Origin of the sequence: Pseudoalteromonas sp. R86517, assembly GCF_042466295.1 — a bacterium.
In the GTDB taxonomy this organism is placed as follows: Bacteria; Pseudomonadota; Gammaproteobacteria; order Enterobacterales; family Alteromonadaceae; genus Pseudoalteromonas; species Pseudoalteromonas atlantica.
Genome location: NZ_JAXHCB010000001.1, coordinates 1,647,488 through 1,663,692, shown reverse-complemented (window position 1 = coordinate 1,663,692; position 16,205 = coordinate 1,647,488). Strand labels below are relative to the sequence as shown.

The window sequence follows — 16,205 nt, the reverse complement described above, 5'->3', positions numbered from 1 at the left end:
GTAGAATGTAAAAAATGCCAACCTTAAGGTTGGCTTTTTTATTTGTGTTCTATATATTCCACAGCAATTATTTTAAAAACACCGGTTTGTATAATTTAACAACAAAAATTGTTTGTTTATTCAGTAAATACTGAAAAGTTTGTATTAAAAGCTTGTAACAATAGGTGTTTGTAGATATACCTATAAATATTCGCGCCGTTTATGTCGGCAAAACACATTTAAATATTTGGTTAGAAATAGGCAACTATGGGCAAATCGCTAGTAATTGTAGAGTCACCTGCTAAGGCTAAAACAATTAATAAATACTTAGGTAAAGACTTCATCGTAAAGTCCAGTATTGGACATGTGCGTGATTTACCTACTTCAGGTTCGAACAAAGCTAAAGTACCGGCGACTAAAACGCCAGCTGAAGTTCGTAAAATGGAGCCTGAAGAAAAGGCAGCGTATAAACAGCAACGAGATTACACTAACTTAGTTGCACGTATGGGTATTGATCCTGAAAAAGGGTGGGAGCCACATTACGAAATTTTGCCAGGTAAAGAGAAAGTAGTTCAAGAGTTAAAAAAGCTGGCCGAAAATGCAGACCAAGTTTATCTCGCAACGGATTTGGATAGAGAAGGGGAAGCAATTGCTTGGCACCTTCAAGAAATTATTGGTGGTGAGCCTGAAAAATATAAACGCGTTGTATTTAACGAAATTACAAAAAATGCGATTCAACAAGCGTTTGAAACACCTGGTGAACTAAATACCGACATGGTATATGCACAACAAACACGCCGCTTCTTAGACCGTGTAGTTGGCTTTATGGTATCGCCATTATTATGGGCTAAAGTAGCGCGCGGGCTTTCTGCTGGGCGTGTGCAATCGGTTGCGGTACGTTTATTAGTAGAGCGCGAACGTGAAATTAAAGCGTTTATTCCAGAAGAGTTTTGGGATATACACGCCGACGTTAAAAATACTGAGTCACAATTACGCTTAGAAGTCACTAAACAAGCAGACAAGCCATTTAAGCCGGTAAATGAGGCTCAGGCTACAGCCGCAGTTAAAAGCCTTGAGACAGCCGAATATAAAGTAATAAGTGTTGAAGAAAAACCAAGCAAAAGCCGCCCAAGTGCGCCTTTTATTACTTCAACCATGCAACAAGCCGCCAGTACACGTTTAGGCTATGGCGTTAAAAAAACAATGATGCTTGCACAGCGCCTCTACGAAGGCGGTTACATTACTTATATGCGTACCGATTCAACTAATCTGTCAAAAGATGCAGTTGAAATGTGTCGTGATTATGTAACCCAAGAGTTTGGCGCAAAGTACTTACCTAAAGACCCAATTAGCTACAGCTCTAAAGGCAATGCACAAGAAGCGCACGAAGCGATCCGTCCTTCAAGTGTCACTGTACTTTCTGGGCATGTTGAAGGTGTTGATGCCGATGCCAAAAAACTGTACGAATTAATTTGGCGTCAGTTTGTTGCCTGTCAAATGGTACCTGCAGAGTACGACTTAACAACGCTTACTGTGGCCGCTGATGAGTTTCAACTAAAAGCAAAAGGGCGAGTACTTCGCTTTGATGGTTGGACAAAAGTGCAACCTGCGGTACGTAAAAAGAATGAAGAAGATCAATCGCTGCCAGCAGTAAAAGAAGGCGAAGTACTTAGTTTAATTGAGCTTGACCCTAAGCAGCACTTTACTAAACCGCCAGCGCGCTTTAGTGAAGCAAGTTTAGTAAAAGAGCTTGAAAAACGTGGTATTGGTCGTCCATCTACGTACGCATCAATTATTTCAACAATCCAAGACCGTGGTTATGTACGGGTAGAAAACCGTCGTTTCTTCGCTGAAAAAATGGGCGAAATAGTAACCGACCGTTTGGTTGAAAACTTCACTGATTTAATGAACTTTGACTTTACAGCAAAAATGGAAGGTCGTTTAGATGATATCGCCGAAGGCGAGCGTGTATGGACCCAAGTGCTTGATAAGTTTTATGCTGATTTTTCTACGCAATTAAACATAGCCAAAGATGAGCCAGAGCAAGGCGGAATGCGCCTTAATCAAATGGTCGAAACCGACATTGACTGCCCTACATGTGGCAGAAAAATGGGTATTCGCACGGCATCTACAGGGGTGTTTTTAGGGTGTACAGGTTATAACTTACCGCCTAAAGAGCGTTGTACAACCACTATGAACCTAGTATCAGGGGATGAAGCGGTTGCGGCAGATGTTGAAGACATTGAAACTGAAACATTAATGCAAATGAAGCGCTGTCCAATCTGTGAAACGGCTATGGACTCTTACCTAATAGACGAAACCCGTAAATTACATGTTTGTGGTAATAACCCTGCATGTGAAGGGTATATCGTTGAGCAAGGTACCTTTAAAATTAAAGGATACGATGGGCCTATTATCGAATGTGATAAATGTGGTTCAGACATGGAGCTTAAATCGGGCCGTTTTGGTAAGTATTTTGGCTGTAACAACGAAGAGTGTAAAAATACGCGTAAGTTACTTAAAAACGGCGAAGCTGCACCACCAAAAGAAGATCCTGTACACATACCTGAACTTGAATGTGAAAAGTCAGAAGCTTATTTTGTTTTACGTGATGGGGCTGCAGGTATTTTCTTGGCGGCTAACACTTTCCCTAAATCACGCGAGACGAGAGCGCCTAAAGTGGCTGAGCTAAAGCGTTTTAGAGAGCGTATTTCACCTAAGTTTTATTACTTAGCTGATGCGCCAGAAAAAGATCCTGATGGTAATTTAGCCGTAGTACGTTATAGCCGTAAAAATAAAGCGCAATACGTGATGACTGAAGTTGACGGAAAAGCCACAGGCTGGACTGCTCACTATGAAGCGGGTAAATGGGTAGAAGAAGCGAAGAAAAAAGCAGCGCCTAAAAAGAAAGCGGCTGCAAAAAAATCGCCAGCTAAACCTAAAGCAAAAAAAGAAGCTGAATAAACCTTAAAATTTATTTAGCCTAAGATAAACAAAAACCGGAATGCACAGCTTGTGTCATTCCGGTTTTTTTATGATTATATGCGTCGCAATGGCTTTATTAGCCGCATATTTTTTATTGTTTAGATTTGTACAGTAGATACTTTTTTGTAACCTTCAGACTCTAATTCATCATTAACGCATTGAAGAACATAGCCAAATAGATCGTCGTTACTTACATCATCATCTTTAGCCCAATTTACACACATATCTGTGTATTCTTTAATTGTTTGTGCAGAAGCTACTGGTGCATCGTCTGCGATTGCAACCGTTGCAGATACAGCAAAAAGTGGTGCAACTATTAATGCTAGCAATGCTTTATTCATTTGTTGATTCCTAAATAAATGGTTTTACGATTTAAATACATTTTAAAGCTGTATTTAAATAGTGCCCAATGCAGAACAACTCTGTTGGTGCAGTGATTTTTAATCGAAATTAAAATAAAAGATAACGAAAAATTTTTATCGTCAAGATGAGTAAATTACGCTTAAATAATTATATAAGTAATTGTGTTGTAATAAATTATAAGCTAAGGTCGCTTTTTTATAAAAAGATAAGTTAATGTCAGAACACCGAGCAAAACCAACCAGTACGCCTCGTAAAATACACATAGTAGAGCAAGGCTTAGAGTCGTTTATATTTAAAGGGCGCTGGTTATTAGCCCCGTTTTTTGTAGGCCTACTATTTGCTGTTATATTGCTATTAATAAAGTTTTTTAAGCAACTTTATTTAATGGGTATTGCCACTTTTAGTGCAACAAACCAAGAGTTATTGGTGGGTATACTTACCCTCGTTGATACCGCTTTACTGGCTGGTTTATTACTTATTATTATTTTTAGTGGTTATGAGAATTTTGTTTCAAAGCTTAATATTGAGGGCCACGAAGATAGGCCGTCATGGATGGGGAAAGTAGGTTTCTCTGGCTTAAAAATGAAGCTTATTAGCGCTATTGTTGCCATATCTGCGGTTGAGCTTTTAAAGGTATTTATTAATTCTAATATTCATTCAAGTGATGAGTTATTTTGGAAAGTGATTATCCATGTCACCTTTGTAAGCTCTGGCGTATTATTTGCGTTCACTGATTATTTAAATAGTAAAACACAATCACATTAGAAATGTTAAGTTAGTGGTTTGGAGGTCGGTATTTCGTCTTAATACCGGCTATAGCAGCCCCACTATTTGAGCGCACAAAAAAGCCCGATAAAATCGGGCTTTTGAGCATCATACGTCAGGGCATTCTTATTTTACAAAAGCAAAGTAACAGTCAAAACCATTCATGTTTAGCTTATTACCATCTAAAGTAGCATTACAATGAGATAGTGAGTCATGCGCCTCAGTCACTGTTTTAGTCAACTCAAATGTTTGATTGGTATCAGCTAAGTTAAACACACATAACATAGTTTGCTCGTTTAGCGTTCTGTAAAAAGCGAGGATAGGCTCAGCAGTATCAATAAACTTAATATCGCCTGCTAATAACACAGTATGCTGTTTACGCCATGCCATAAACTCACGATAAGCATTAAGTATAGAGTTTGCATCTTTATCTTGTACAGACACAGCCTGCTGCGTATGCGCGCTATCAACCGGTAACCACGGTTTAGCAGCACTAAATCCTGCGTTTTGTGTGTTGTTACCTTCCCATGGCATTGGCGTTCTACAGCCGTCGCGACCTTTAAAGTTTGGCCAAAAGGTAATGCCATATGGGTCTTGTAGGTCTTCAAATGCTACAGAGGCTTCACCTAGCCCCAGCTCTTCACCTTGGTACATACATACGCTACCACGCAAAGAAGCTAATAAAGCAGTAAGCATTTTGCATTGTGCTGGGTTTATTTCACCATTTTGGCTCCAGCGGCTCGCAACACGCTCTACATCGTGGTTGCTAAACGCCCAGCACGGCCAACCTTCAGTCATGCGTTGCTCTAGAGTCTGTACGGTTTCTCTTATGTATTCACTTGAATAATCATCAGTGAGTAGCTCAAAACTATAGCCCATATGCAGCTTATCACCGCCTTGGGTATATTCTGCCATTGTTGCCAATGAATCTTCCGATGAAATTTCACCAAGTGATACAGTACCCGGGTATTTATTAAGTAGTGCACGTATGTCTTGCATAAACTCAATGTTTTCTGGTTGGGTGTTATTATAATAATGGTACTGAAACGCGTATGGGTTATCTTCACTAAAGCCACGGCCTTGGCGTTTATCTTTAGGCTTTGCAGGATTGTCACGTAATTGTGCATCGTGGTAGCAAAAGTTAATAGCGTCTAATCTAAAACCATCTACACCTTTTTTAAGCCAAAACTCTACGTTTTCTAAAACAGCTTTTCTTACATCTGGGTTATGAAAGTTTAAATCAGGCTGTTCGGTTAAAAAGTTATGTAAATAGTATTGACCGCGACGAGGCTCCCATTGCCAAGCACCGCCACCAAAAATAGATAACCAGTTATTAGGCGCTGTGCCATCTTCTTTAGCATCTGCCCATACGTACCAGTCAGCTTTATCATTGTTTTGGTTTTCGCGGCTATCTAAAAACCATTGATGTTGGTCTGATGTATGGCTTAACACTTGGTCAATAATAATTTTAATGTCGCGTTTATGTGCTTGATCTATTAACTCATCAAAGTCGTTTAAGTCACCAAATATGGGGTCTATATCGCGATAGTCACTTATGTCGTAGCCAAAATCTTTCATTGGAGATTTGAAAAAAGGAGAAATCCAAATAGCGTCAACGCCTAAGCTTTTAATGTAATCAATGCGATTAATTATCCCTTTAAGATCACCAATACCATCGTTATTGCTGTCTTGAAAGCTTCGCGGGTAAACCTGATAAATAACCGCACCTTTATACCACTGCTGTTGGGCCATGCTTTTCTCCGTCGTTCCACACAGTATTTATATTGTTATTAGTTTGATTGAAACAATCACTAAATTTTCAAAAAGCATACGTGAAGGGTGCTGCTCTGTAAAAAGTCTGCATACGTATGCAGCTAATTTACTTACATAAAAGCGGTTTTAGCTAAGCAGAAAGTTACGCATAAAAACCGCTGCAGCACTTTTACCAATCATGTTTATTTATGTGTAACTAAAACAACTGACTATTTTGGTGCTTATTTTTAAAGGGCTGCACAGCTTTGGTGATTCCACTCCTTGGTCAGACCAATTTAATCTGGTAATCTTTACAAAAGATATGCGTGTAAATTTATAAAAAACCTTTAATTAACGCTATTTACAAACGATGACAAAGGGATTTCAGTTAAATAATTGATGTATTTTTATAATGATAATAAATCACTAAGTTGCACCAAAATAAAACTTTTTAAAACAGTAGGTTAAAGTTTTATTTGTGAACTCATTGTTAACTTTTAGCGTTTTGCATAGTACTGAATACGTATGCATAAAGTTGTTAATAAAATAATTCGAGCGTTAATATTGATGCTGACAACAAAATTAGCTCGCCTGTTTGACTATCACTCAAATAAAGAAGCGGGTATCACAATATGGGTAACGGGAAAAACATCATGTCTATGTTCAAACCAAGTATATTAACTTTGGCATTAGCAACTGCAGGTTTAGCAAGCTTTACCTCTGTAGCAGCGCAAGAAGATACAGTTAAAAATGATGACGTTGAGGTTATCGAAGTAAAAGGCTTTCGTGGCAGTGTTGTTGAATCTATCAACACAAAACGCTTTTCTACACAGGTTGTAGAATCTATCTCTGCAGAAGATATAGGTAAACTACCTGACTCATCAATTGCTGAGTCTATTGCACGCTTACCTGGTTTAACAGCGCAGCGTTTAGATGGTCGCGCAAGCAGAGTATCAATTCGTGGTTTTGGTGAAAACGAAAGTGGTACTACATTTAACGGCCGTGAACAGGTATCTATTGGTGATAACCGCGGCGTAGAGTTTGACCTTTACCCATCAGAAATTATGAGCGGCGTTACGGTATATAAAACACCAAACGCAAGTATCGAAGCAGAAGGTATTGCCGGTGTTATTAACATGCAAACCGTGCGTCCTTTAAGTAAAGGCGAGCGTGTATTTCAAGTTAATGGCCAATACGAGCAAACCAGCTTTGATAAACTAAACCCAGACGGTAACGACGATGGTTACCGCGGTACTATTTCATACATCGATCAGTTTGCTGATGACACCATAGGTGTTGCATTTGCCTTAACTTCAATGAGCTCACCAAACCAAGAAAAACGTTGGAACGCTTGGGGCTACCCCGAAAGAGAAGTAGGTGGCCAAACATATTCAATTTTAGGTGGTGCAAAACCATTTGTACGTTCATCGACACTTGAACGTGATTCAGCCATGCTCGTACTAGAAGCTGCACCGACTGACAAACTAAATATGACGTTTGATGCATTATATGTAGATTTTACAGATGAAAAAATCTTACGTGGTATCGAAATTCCATTTGCATGGGGGCAAGGTGCACGGGACGAAGACTCATTCGTAATAGATCAGGAATCTGGTTTTATTACGAGTGCCGTTACCGAAGGTCAACGAGTTGTTGTTCGTAATGACTACGAAGAGCGTGAAGCAGAATTAACCGCGTTTGGTTTTAATACTAAATACGATATTGACGATTCATGGTCAGTTGAATTTGATGCAAGTTACTCGCATGTAGATCGTAAAGTGTGGAGCCTTGAAAGTTACTCAGGTACAGGGCGCGGTGATTCACGTGGTGTTGCAGATAATTTAGGTTACACCTTTAATGGTAGTAATACAGGTGCTACGTTTACTCATGACTTAGATTATAGTGATTACAGCCTTATTCAATTAGGTGGTCCTTTATCGTGGGGCGCAAGTAAGGCCTTAAATAATCAATATGGTTTAATTGATGCTGATGGAAATGACATTTCCGGTTATAAAGATCAGGCACAGGATGGATTCATAAATGCACCAACGATTGAAGATGAGCTGTCTACGTTAAAGCTAGCTGCATCAAAAGTATTAGAAAACGAATACTTCAGCTCAATTGAGTTTGGTATGTCTTATAAAGAGCGTGAAAAAACAAAAGATTCGCAAGGTTTCTTTATGACGTTATCTGGCTTTTCGCTTGATAATCCTGGCATGCTAGCTGTGCCAGAGCAATATCGCATGGGTAGCGTTGATCTAGGCTTTATTGGCATGGGTGACATGATTGCTTACGATGTTAATGGGTTAGTAAATGACGGTTACTACAGCTTGTTAGATGAAAGCTTAACGAATACGAGCCATTTAACAAAATCGTGGACGGTAAAAGAAGAAATTACCTCAGTATTTGCACAGGCTAATATTAATGCCGAAGTAAGCGGCTTAGCACTTACAGGTAATGTGGGTGTACGTTATGTTCATACCGACCAGTCATCGCAGGGTAATGCATTTAACACTGTTGATGATATTGTGGTGGCATCACCTACCAATATTAGCCACGATTACTCACACGTATTACCAAGCTTAAACTTATCACTTGCGATTGATGAGCAACAAACAGTTCGCTTTGGTGCGGCTAAAACAATCTCTCGTGCACGTTTAGACGAAATGAATGCATCTATTGACGCATCTTACAATACTACACAGGATGAAAATGGTAACTACTGGTCTGTATCCGGTGGTAATCCTAATTTAGAGCCAAAAGAAGCAACTGGTTACGATTTAACGTACGAAAACTACTTTAGTGATGAAGGTTACTTCTCTGCTGCATTTTTCTATAAAGACTTAACCCAGTGGATTTTTGATGGTAAATACGAAATTGATATGTCGGGCGTTGCTGACCCTTCAACAGGTGAAATCCCAGCTACATCTGAAGGGACTGGTAGTGGTAAAGTAAATGGCGGTGGCGGCGACCTATACGGTTACGAGCTATCTCTCGCATTGCCATTTAAAATTTTCCACCCGTCACTTGAAGGCTTTGGTTTAATTGCAAGCCATACCGGTATTGAATCAGACATTGAAGATCAAAACGGTAATGAGTACGAGCTACCGGGCCTGTCTGACAAAATTCAAAGCTTAACGGTTTACTACGAAATGAATGGTATTCAACTGCGTACCAGCATGCGAAAACGTAGTGCCTTTAAAGGTGATGTATACGGTTTAGGTTTTAACACCGAGCAAGTGGATATCCTAGGCGAAACAATTTGGGACATTCAAGCTGGTTACGACTTTAGTGAGGCCGGTGTTGAAAGCCTTGAAGGGTTATCAATTCAGTTCCAAGTTCAAAACTTAACAGAAGAGCCGTTTACATCGCTTTCTGGCGATAACGCGCTACAAGTTCGTGACTACCAAGATTACGGTCGTACTTACTTGTTAGGCTTTAGCTACAAGCTATAATAAAGGTTGTGTGTAGGAGCCCTTGTAATTTGTTTTACAAGGGCTTTTTTATAGCTACTTTATTTAAATTTTATCAAACTTAACAAAGCTTTAAACTGTAAACGTGGACAATAATATGAAACCAATAAAACACGTCGTAATCGCAGGCGGGGGCACGGCAGGGTGGATAACAGCCGCCTTGCTTAATAAAGTGTTAGGTAAAGTAATTAAAATAACCCTTATTGAGTCAAGTACTATTGGCACTATAGGCGTGGGTGAAGCAACAATTCCGCCTATTATTCAGCTTAATAACGCATTGGGTATAAACGAGCAAGATTTTATAAACGCTACAAATGCATCTATAAAATTAGGAATTGAGTTCGAAAATTGGAAAACCCCCTCTCATAGCTACATGCATGCTTTTGGCTCATTTGGGAAAGACTTCCCCTTTTGCGATTTTTACAATTTTTGGGTAAAAGGGCATATTAGCGGTGCAGAAGAAAGCTTATGGGATTTTTCTCTTAACTACCAAGCGGCTAAACAGCATAAATTTGCACCTTTAAATACCATACCTAATACACAATTGCCTGGCTTGAGTTATGCGTATCACTTTGATGCAACGTTATATGCTGAGTTTTTAAAAAACCTCGCAACATCACGCGGTGTTGAGCATATTGATGCCAAAATAGAGCAGGTAGAACAATGCCCTCTATCAGGGAATATAAAATCATTAACCCTTGGTAACACACAGCAGATTAATGGCGACTTTTTTATAGACGCTACAGGCCAGCGCGCCTTACTCATAGAGCAAACCCTTAACACCGGTTTTGTCGATTGGTCTCATTATTTACCCTGTGATAGTGCCGTGGCGGTGCAGTCTCAAGGTACTAGCGAGCTAAAACCTTATACGCGTTCAATTGCACACAGCGCAGGCTGGCAGTGGCAAATACCACTGCAAAGCCGAATAGGTAATGGCTTGGTGTATTGTAGTCGTTATTTAACTGACGATGCGGCAACGCAGTTATTAATAGATAATTTACCCGCTGAGCCAATGACTGAGCCGCGGGTAATTAAATTTAAAACAGGGCGGCGGTTAAAGCAATGGCATAAAAATGTGGTATCGGTTGGCCTTGCCAGTGGCTTTTTAGAGCCGTTAGAGTCTACGAGTATTCATTTAATACAAAGTGCCGTAACTCGTTTAATAAAGCTGTTTCCACACAATGGCATAAGCGAAGCTTTAGTTACTGAATTTAATAAGCAAAGCGTGATAGAAATAGAGCACATTCGTGATTTTATAATATTGCATTACACACTAACAGCGCGAGAAGACTCCCCATTTTGGCGACAATGTAAGCAAATGGACATTCCTGACTCATTGGCCCATAAGCTCAAATTATTTAAGCAAACCGGCAAAGTAGTGCGCGAAAACGACGAATTATTTGCCGAAGTTGCCTGGCAACAGGTGTTTATTGGCCAAGGGCTTATCCCCGAAGATTACAACAGCATTGTTGACTCACTCAGTAGTGAACAACTAAACGATTTATTCTCAACACTAAAAACGCTTATTACCTCAACGGTAGATCAATTACCCACTCATAAAGATTTTTTAGCAAAAATTAAAAAGGCCTGATGATGCAACTTTTAAAAAAACTTTTACTTGTAAGTGCCTGTACTTTACCAACCATTAGCTACGCACTTGACGTCGAGCCAGCTAATTGGTGGGTTGGCATGAACAAAAACACGATCACCATCATGGTTCATGAGCAAAACATTGCAAACGAGCAAATTAAATTAGCTAAATACAACGGCGTTAAGTTAAATAAAGTAACCCGTACCGACAATCCAAATTATGTATTTTTAAATATTACCATTACCGACGACGCTAAAGCCGGAACGCTTGAATTTAATAGCAGCGAAACAAGCAATAACTTTGAGTTTCCACTTCTTGAGCGAGATAAAAACAGCGCTCAGCGTAAAGGGTTTACATCAGCTGATACGCTTTATTTAATTAACCCTGATCGCTTTGCTAATGGTGATAAACAAAACGATACCGTCCCAAGCATGTTAGAAGCGGCAAACCCGAGTATAAAAGGTGGGCGCCACGGTGGTGATATTCAGGGCGTTATAAACGCGCTACCCTATTTAAACGACTTAGGCGTAACACAGCTATGGCTAACGCCTGTGCTTGAAAACAACATGCCTAACTATTCTTATCATGGTTATGCAATTACAGACTTTTATAAGGTTGACCCACGAATGGGCTCAAACCAGCTATACAAAACGTTATCAGTAAAAGCAAAAGAGCAGGGTATAGGGCTGGTAATGGATATGGTCCTTAACCATTTTGGCTCTGAGCATACTTGGGTTAACGATAAGCCAACTAAAGATTGGATTAACTTCAATGGTGAGTTTAATAAAGGCAAAAATGCCACCAGCCATGCGCGCCAAACCATACAAGACCCACACGCCAGTGAATACGATAAGCGCCAGTTTAACGATGGCTGGTTTGTAGAAACCATGCCTGATTTAAATCAGCGCCAACCACTGTTAAGTGAATACTTAATTCAAAATGCGATTTGGTGGATAGAGTACGCCGGTTTAAGCGGCATACGTGTTGATACCTACTCATATTCAGATAAAGCATTTTTGAGTGATTGGACAAAAGCCATAATGCAAGAGTATCCAGACTTTAATATTGTTGGAGAAGAGTGGACGTCTAACCCTGCTATTGCCTCTTACTGGCAACGTGGAAAGCATAACCAAGATGGCTATACATCAAGCTTACCAAGCGTGATGGACTTTTCGTTGCAAGAATCGGTAATTCAAGCGCTAAATGAAGATGAAAGCTGGAACACGGGTTGGGTTAAAGTATATGAATCGTTAGCTAATGACTTTTTATACCCTGATACAAATAACATTATGGTATTTGCCGATAATCACGATATGAGCCGTGTTTACACTGAGCTTGGCCAAGATGTAGCCAAAACAAAAATGGCGATGACCTTGTTTTTAACCACACGTGGCATATCGCAAATGTATTACGGTACGGAAGTACTATTAGATAACACCCCAAGTAAAGACCATGGTGATATTAGAATCGACTTCCCCGGCGGGTTTGAAGGGCAAACTCGTAATGCCTTTACCAAAGAGGGCTTAACAAAACAGCAAAAAGAGATGCATAACACCATCAGTACGCTGCTTAACTTTAGAAAAAACAGCTCAGCATTAGATAAAGGAAAGCTTGTACATTTTACGCCTCAACAAGGGGTTTATAGTTATGCGCGTATTAGCGATGAGCAAACAGTGTTGGTATTTATGAATAAAAACACACAAACGCTACAAAAAAATATTGAGTATATGCAAGAGGTAATGCCTAACAGCACAACAGCATTTAATTTATTTACTCAAAAAACACAAAAGCTTGGCAAAACCATTGAATTACCAGCGATGAGCGCAACGGTACTCGTTATAAATACGCCACAATAGTGACCTGAATACGTATGCAGCAACTGTATGGTTACTGCAGTAATCTTTAGTATAAAGTTAATAACAATACTGACAAAAAAGACACACAATGAAAAAATCAGTTTATGTACCCGCAGTACTGTGTAGTGCACTTATTGCTACAGGGTGTTCAGAAAATAACAAACCTGAACAACAGCAAGCACCTGCCCACACGCAAAATGAGCTTACCAAGCCGGTTGTATATCAAGTATTTACCCGTTTGTTTGGTAATACCGAAACAGCCAATGTGCCATGGGGCACTAAAGAGCAAAACGGCGTAGGTAAATTTGCCGACTTTAACGATGCAGCCCTCAAAGGCATTAAAGAGCTAGGTACCACGCACGTTTGGTATACTGGTGTATTACACCACGCGTTAGTGGGCGATTATACCGACTACGGCATTTCACAAGATGACCCCGATGTAGTAAAAGGCCGCGCAGGGTCACCGTACGCAATTAAAGATTACTACGATGTTAACCCCGATTTAGCCGTTAATGTAACAAACCGCATGGGAGAGTTTAGCCAGCTTATTGAACGTACACATAGCCACGGTATGAAAGTCATTATTGATATAGTGCCTAACCATGTTGCCCGAAATTATCAATCACTTGGAAAGCCTAAAGGCGTAGAGGATTTCGGCGCACAAGACGACACCAGTAAAACGTACGATAAAAATAACAACTTTTATTATGTGCCTGGGCAGTCATTTCAAGTGCCTACTTCTACAGCTTATACCGTGTTAGGGGGAAAGGCTCACCCACTTGCGGATGGCTTTTTTGATGAAACACCTGCTAAATGGACAGGTAACGGTGCCCGTGCACCAAAACCAGATATTAACGATTGGTACGAAACAGTAAAAGTAAATTATGGCGTAAAGCCTGATGGTAGCTACGATTTTGCTCAGCTGCCAAACGATTACAAAGACAAGGATTACCGTGCTCATTATGCGTTTTGGCAAGATAAAGAGCTACCAGATAGCTGGTACAAATTTAGAGACATTGCACTTTTTTGGCTAGACAAAGGCGTTGATGGCTTTAGATACGACATGGCCGAAATGGTACCGGTTGAATTTTGGAGCTTTTTAAATTCGTCAATAAAAATGCAAAAAAGCGATGCCTTTTTATTGGCCGAAGTATATAACCCGTTAATGTACCGTGCCTATATTCAGCAAGGTAAAATGGATTATCTTTACGATAAAGTCGGCTTTTACGATACCTTAAAAGCGATAATGCAACTTAAACAACCTGCCAATAGTATTTTTGATGCGCATCAAAGTGTGCTCGATATAGAGCAACACATGCTGCATTTTTTAGAAAATCACGACGAACAACGAATCGCAAGCCCAGACTTTGCAGGTAATGCCCAGTGGGGTAAACCTGCTTTAGTTGTTTCTAATTTAATTAGCCGCGCGCCAACACTTTTATATTTTGCTCAAGATGTGGGAGAAGATGGCTCTGAAAACGCGGGGTTTGGAGCGCCGACACGTACCAGCATTTTTGACTACATTGGCGTGCCAGCGCACCAAGCATGGATGAATAATGGGAAATTTGATGGCGCTAACTTAACCGCAGAGCAAGTAGCACTTCGTGAGTACTACAAAGCGGTTATGTCACTGAATAGTTTACCTGCTGTAGTAGGCGGAGAAATGTCGGCACTTAACCTTGTTGGAAGTGAACGTGTTGTTGGTTTTACCCGCTCTTTAGGCCAGCAAAGTGTATACGTGTTAAGTAACTTTAGCGAGCAGCCACAAACAGTTACGGTTAATTTATCAAAGGCACAATTAGGTGCAGTGAGTGAAAATACGCTATTAAATGATTTACTTGAAAATCACACCACCGAGCTTAAAGCTCACCCGCAAGGCGCTACATTTAACCTAACACTTGATGCATTTAGCAGCGCAGTATTAACAAATAAGGCTAATAATGAATAATCAAAATAATAATACCGATAAGCCAAATTTAAGTTTTTGGCAAATATGGAACATGTGCTTTGGCTTTTTAGGCATACAATTTGGTTTTGCCCTGCAAAACGGCAATGTGAGCCGAATATTTCAAACATTAGGCGCACAAGTTGATGATATTCCCATTTTATGGGTTGCAGCCCCACTTACAGGCTTAATTGTTCAGCCTATTATAGGCTATTGGAGCGATAAAACGTGGGGGCGCTTTGGTCGTCGTCGTCCGTTCTTTTTTATAGGCGCAGTTTTAACAACGCTTTCACTATTTATTATGCCGCATTCACCAACGCTTTGGATTGCCGCGGGTATGTTATGGATCATGGATGCGTCAATCAACGTAACCATGGAACCGTTTAGAGCACTTGTTGGTGATAACTTGTCAGAAAAACAACGCGCGACAGGTTACGGCTTACAAAGCTTTTTTATTGGTATTGGGGCGGTGTTAGCCTCAGCATTACCATGGATGATGACCAACTGGTTTGATGTTAGTAATACCGCAGCCCCAGGGCAAATTCCTGAATCTGTTAAATACTCATTTTATTGGGGCGGGGTGGTGTTACTTGTTGCCGTGCTTTGGACCGTAGCTCGTACTAAAGAATATAGCCCTGAGCAATTAGCGGCTTTTGAAAAGCAAAGCGCTCAACCTACAACAAGCAAAGTGGTTGATATTAACTTTAATAAAGGAGCCATTATTTTTGTGGTACTGGGTTTAGCAACTCTTGCATTAGTCATGGGCTTATCCCTTGAAAAAGAATTATACCTACTTGCTGGTGGTTTATTAGCCTTTGGTATTGTGCAGTGGATTGCAGCGGCGCTTAAAAGTGCGAATAAAACCCAAGGTGGTTTTTACCAAGTAGTACAAGATGTATTTACTATGCCAGAGGCCATGAAGCAGCTTGCCTGGGTGCAGTTTTTTAGCTGGTTTACTTTATTTGCTATGTGGATTTATACCACCGCTGCAGTAACAAGCTTTCATTATGGTAGTAGCGATGCAACTTCTAAAGCATTTAACGATGGTGCTGACTGGGTGGGTATTTTATTTGCCGCTTACAATGGATTTGCCGCAATAGCCGCTATGTGTATTCCGTTTTTAGTTAAAAAAATGGGATTAAAAGGCGCGCATTGCTTTAATTTATTGCTTGGCGCGTTAGGTCTTGCAAGCTTTATGTTTATACAAGACCCTAAAATGCTACTTATACCTATGATAGGCGTAGGGTTTGCGTGGGCGTCTATTTTATCACTCCCGTATGCCATGTTAAGTAACGCACTACCGAGTAACAAAATGGGCGTTTATATGGGGATTTTTAACTTTTTTATAGTTATACCTCAGTTACTTGCCGCCAGTGTTTTAGGGCTTATTTTACGCCACGTATTTTCTAATCAGCCTATTTACGCATTATTAATTGGTGCAGCTTCGTTTGTTATTGCTGCTGTTGCAGTAATGCGCGTTAAAAATTCTCATTAAG

General features: G+C 40.1%; 9 protein-coding genes. 7 read left to right on the top strand and 2 right to left on the bottom strand.

The genetic code is table 11. The features are described from left to right. The first annotated feature begins 246 nt into the window (after positions 1-246). Positions 247-2,943, top strand: coding sequence for a type I DNA topoisomerase (gene topA, locus SJY38_RS07440; protein WP_055253275.1), 2,697 nt, complete (start codon positions 247-249; stop codon positions 2,941-2,943). 119 nt (positions 2,944-3,062) lie between these two features. On the opposite strand, the gene SJY38_RS07435 is transcribed toward topA, so the two are convergent. After that, positions 3,063-3,305: a hypothetical protein gene (locus SJY38_RS07435; protein WP_004587793.1), complete on the bottom strand. Its 243-nt coding sequence runs from the start codon at positions 3,303-3,305 to the stop codon at positions 3,063-3,065. Positions 3,306-3,540: 235 nt separating this feature from the next. Between SJY38_RS07435 and SJY38_RS07430 the strand changes: the two genes are divergently transcribed. Further along, the gene (locus SJY38_RS07430) at positions 3,541-4,092 is read left to right on the top strand and encodes a TIGR00645 family protein (protein WP_377109513.1); all 552 of its coding nucleotides are present in this window, start codon (positions 3,541-3,543) and stop codon (positions 4,090-4,092) included. 126 nt (positions 4,093-4,218) lie between these two features. Here the strand turns inward: SJY38_RS07430 and SJY38_RS07425 are convergent, their stop codons facing one another. Further along, the gene (locus tag SJY38_RS07425) at positions 4,219-5,844 is read right to left on the bottom strand and encodes an alpha-glucosidase family protein (RefSeq protein ID WP_096739693.1); all 1,626 of its coding nucleotides are present in this window, start codon (positions 5,842-5,844) and stop codon (positions 4,219-4,221) included. A gap of 653 nt (positions 5,845-6,497) precedes the next feature. Here SJY38_RS07425 and SJY38_RS07420 point away from each other — a divergent pair. From SJY38_RS07420 to SJY38_RS07400, 5 genes are all read left to right on the top strand, one after another. Further along, positions 6,498-9,299, top strand: coding sequence for a TonB-dependent receptor (locus SJY38_RS07420; RefSeq protein ID WP_377109512.1), 2,802 nt, complete (start codon positions 6,498-6,500; stop codon positions 9,297-9,299). A 115-nt stretch (positions 9,300-9,414) separates the two neighbouring features. Further along, positions 9,415-10,908, top strand: coding sequence for a tryptophan halogenase family protein (locus SJY38_RS07415; RefSeq protein WP_377109511.1), 1,494 nt, complete (start codon positions 9,415-9,417; stop codon positions 10,906-10,908). Further along, positions 10,908-12,764, top strand: coding sequence for a glycoside hydrolase family 13 protein (locus SJY38_RS07410; protein WP_377109510.1), 1,857 nt, complete (start codon positions 10,908-10,910; stop codon positions 12,762-12,764). The genes SJY38_RS07415 and SJY38_RS07410 overlap by 1 nt, the downstream gene beginning before the upstream one ends. An 88-nt stretch (positions 12,765-12,852) precedes the next feature. Next, positions 12,853-14,712: an alpha-amylase family glycosyl hydrolase gene (locus tag SJY38_RS07405; protein ID WP_377109509.1), complete on the top strand. Its 1,860-nt coding sequence runs from the start codon at positions 12,853-12,855 to the stop codon at positions 14,710-14,712. Next, complete coding sequence (locus tag SJY38_RS07400) at positions 14,705-16,204, top strand: MFS transporter (RefSeq protein ID WP_377109508.1); 1,500 nt, start codon at positions 14,705-14,707, stop codon at positions 16,202-16,204. The genes SJY38_RS07405 and SJY38_RS07400 overlap by 8 nt, the downstream gene beginning before the upstream one ends. Position 16,205: the final 1 nt, after the last annotated feature.

What these genes read in the sequence shown, in the direction of transcription:
- SJY38_RS07410 (WP_377109510.1), top strand. Translation starts at nt 10,908, where the DNA reads ATGATGCAACTTTTAAAAAAACTTTTACTTGTAAGTGCCTGTACTTTA.
- SJY38_RS07400 (WP_377109508.1), top strand. Translation starts at nt 14,705, where the DNA reads ATGAATAATCAAAATAATAATACCGATAAGCCAAATTTAAGTTTTTGG.
- SJY38_RS07435 (WP_004587793.1), bottom strand. Translation starts at nt 3,305, where the DNA reads ATGAATAAAGCATTGCTAGCATTAATAGTTGCACCACTTTTTGCTGTA.
- SJY38_RS07425 (WP_096739693.1), bottom strand. Translation starts at nt 5,844, where the DNA reads ATGGCCCAACAGCAGTGGTATAAAGGTGCGGTTATTTATCAGGTTTAC.
- topA (WP_055253275.1), top strand. Translation starts at nt 247, where the DNA reads ATGGGCAAATCGCTAGTAATTGTAGAGTCACCTGCTAAGGCTAAAACA.
- SJY38_RS07405 (WP_377109509.1), top strand. Translation starts at nt 12,853, where the DNA reads ATGAAAAAATCAGTTTATGTACCCGCAGTACTGTGTAGTGCACTTATT.
- SJY38_RS07420 (WP_377109512.1), top strand. Translation starts at nt 6,498, where the DNA reads ATGTCTATGTTCAAACCAAGTATATTAACTTTGGCATTAGCAACTGCA.
- SJY38_RS07415 (WP_377109511.1), top strand. Translation starts at nt 9,415, where the DNA reads ATGAAACCAATAAAACACGTCGTAATCGCAGGCGGGGGCACGGCAGGG.
- SJY38_RS07430 (WP_377109513.1), top strand. Translation starts at nt 3,541, where the DNA reads ATGTCAGAACACCGAGCAAAACCAACCAGTACGCCTCGTAAAATACAC.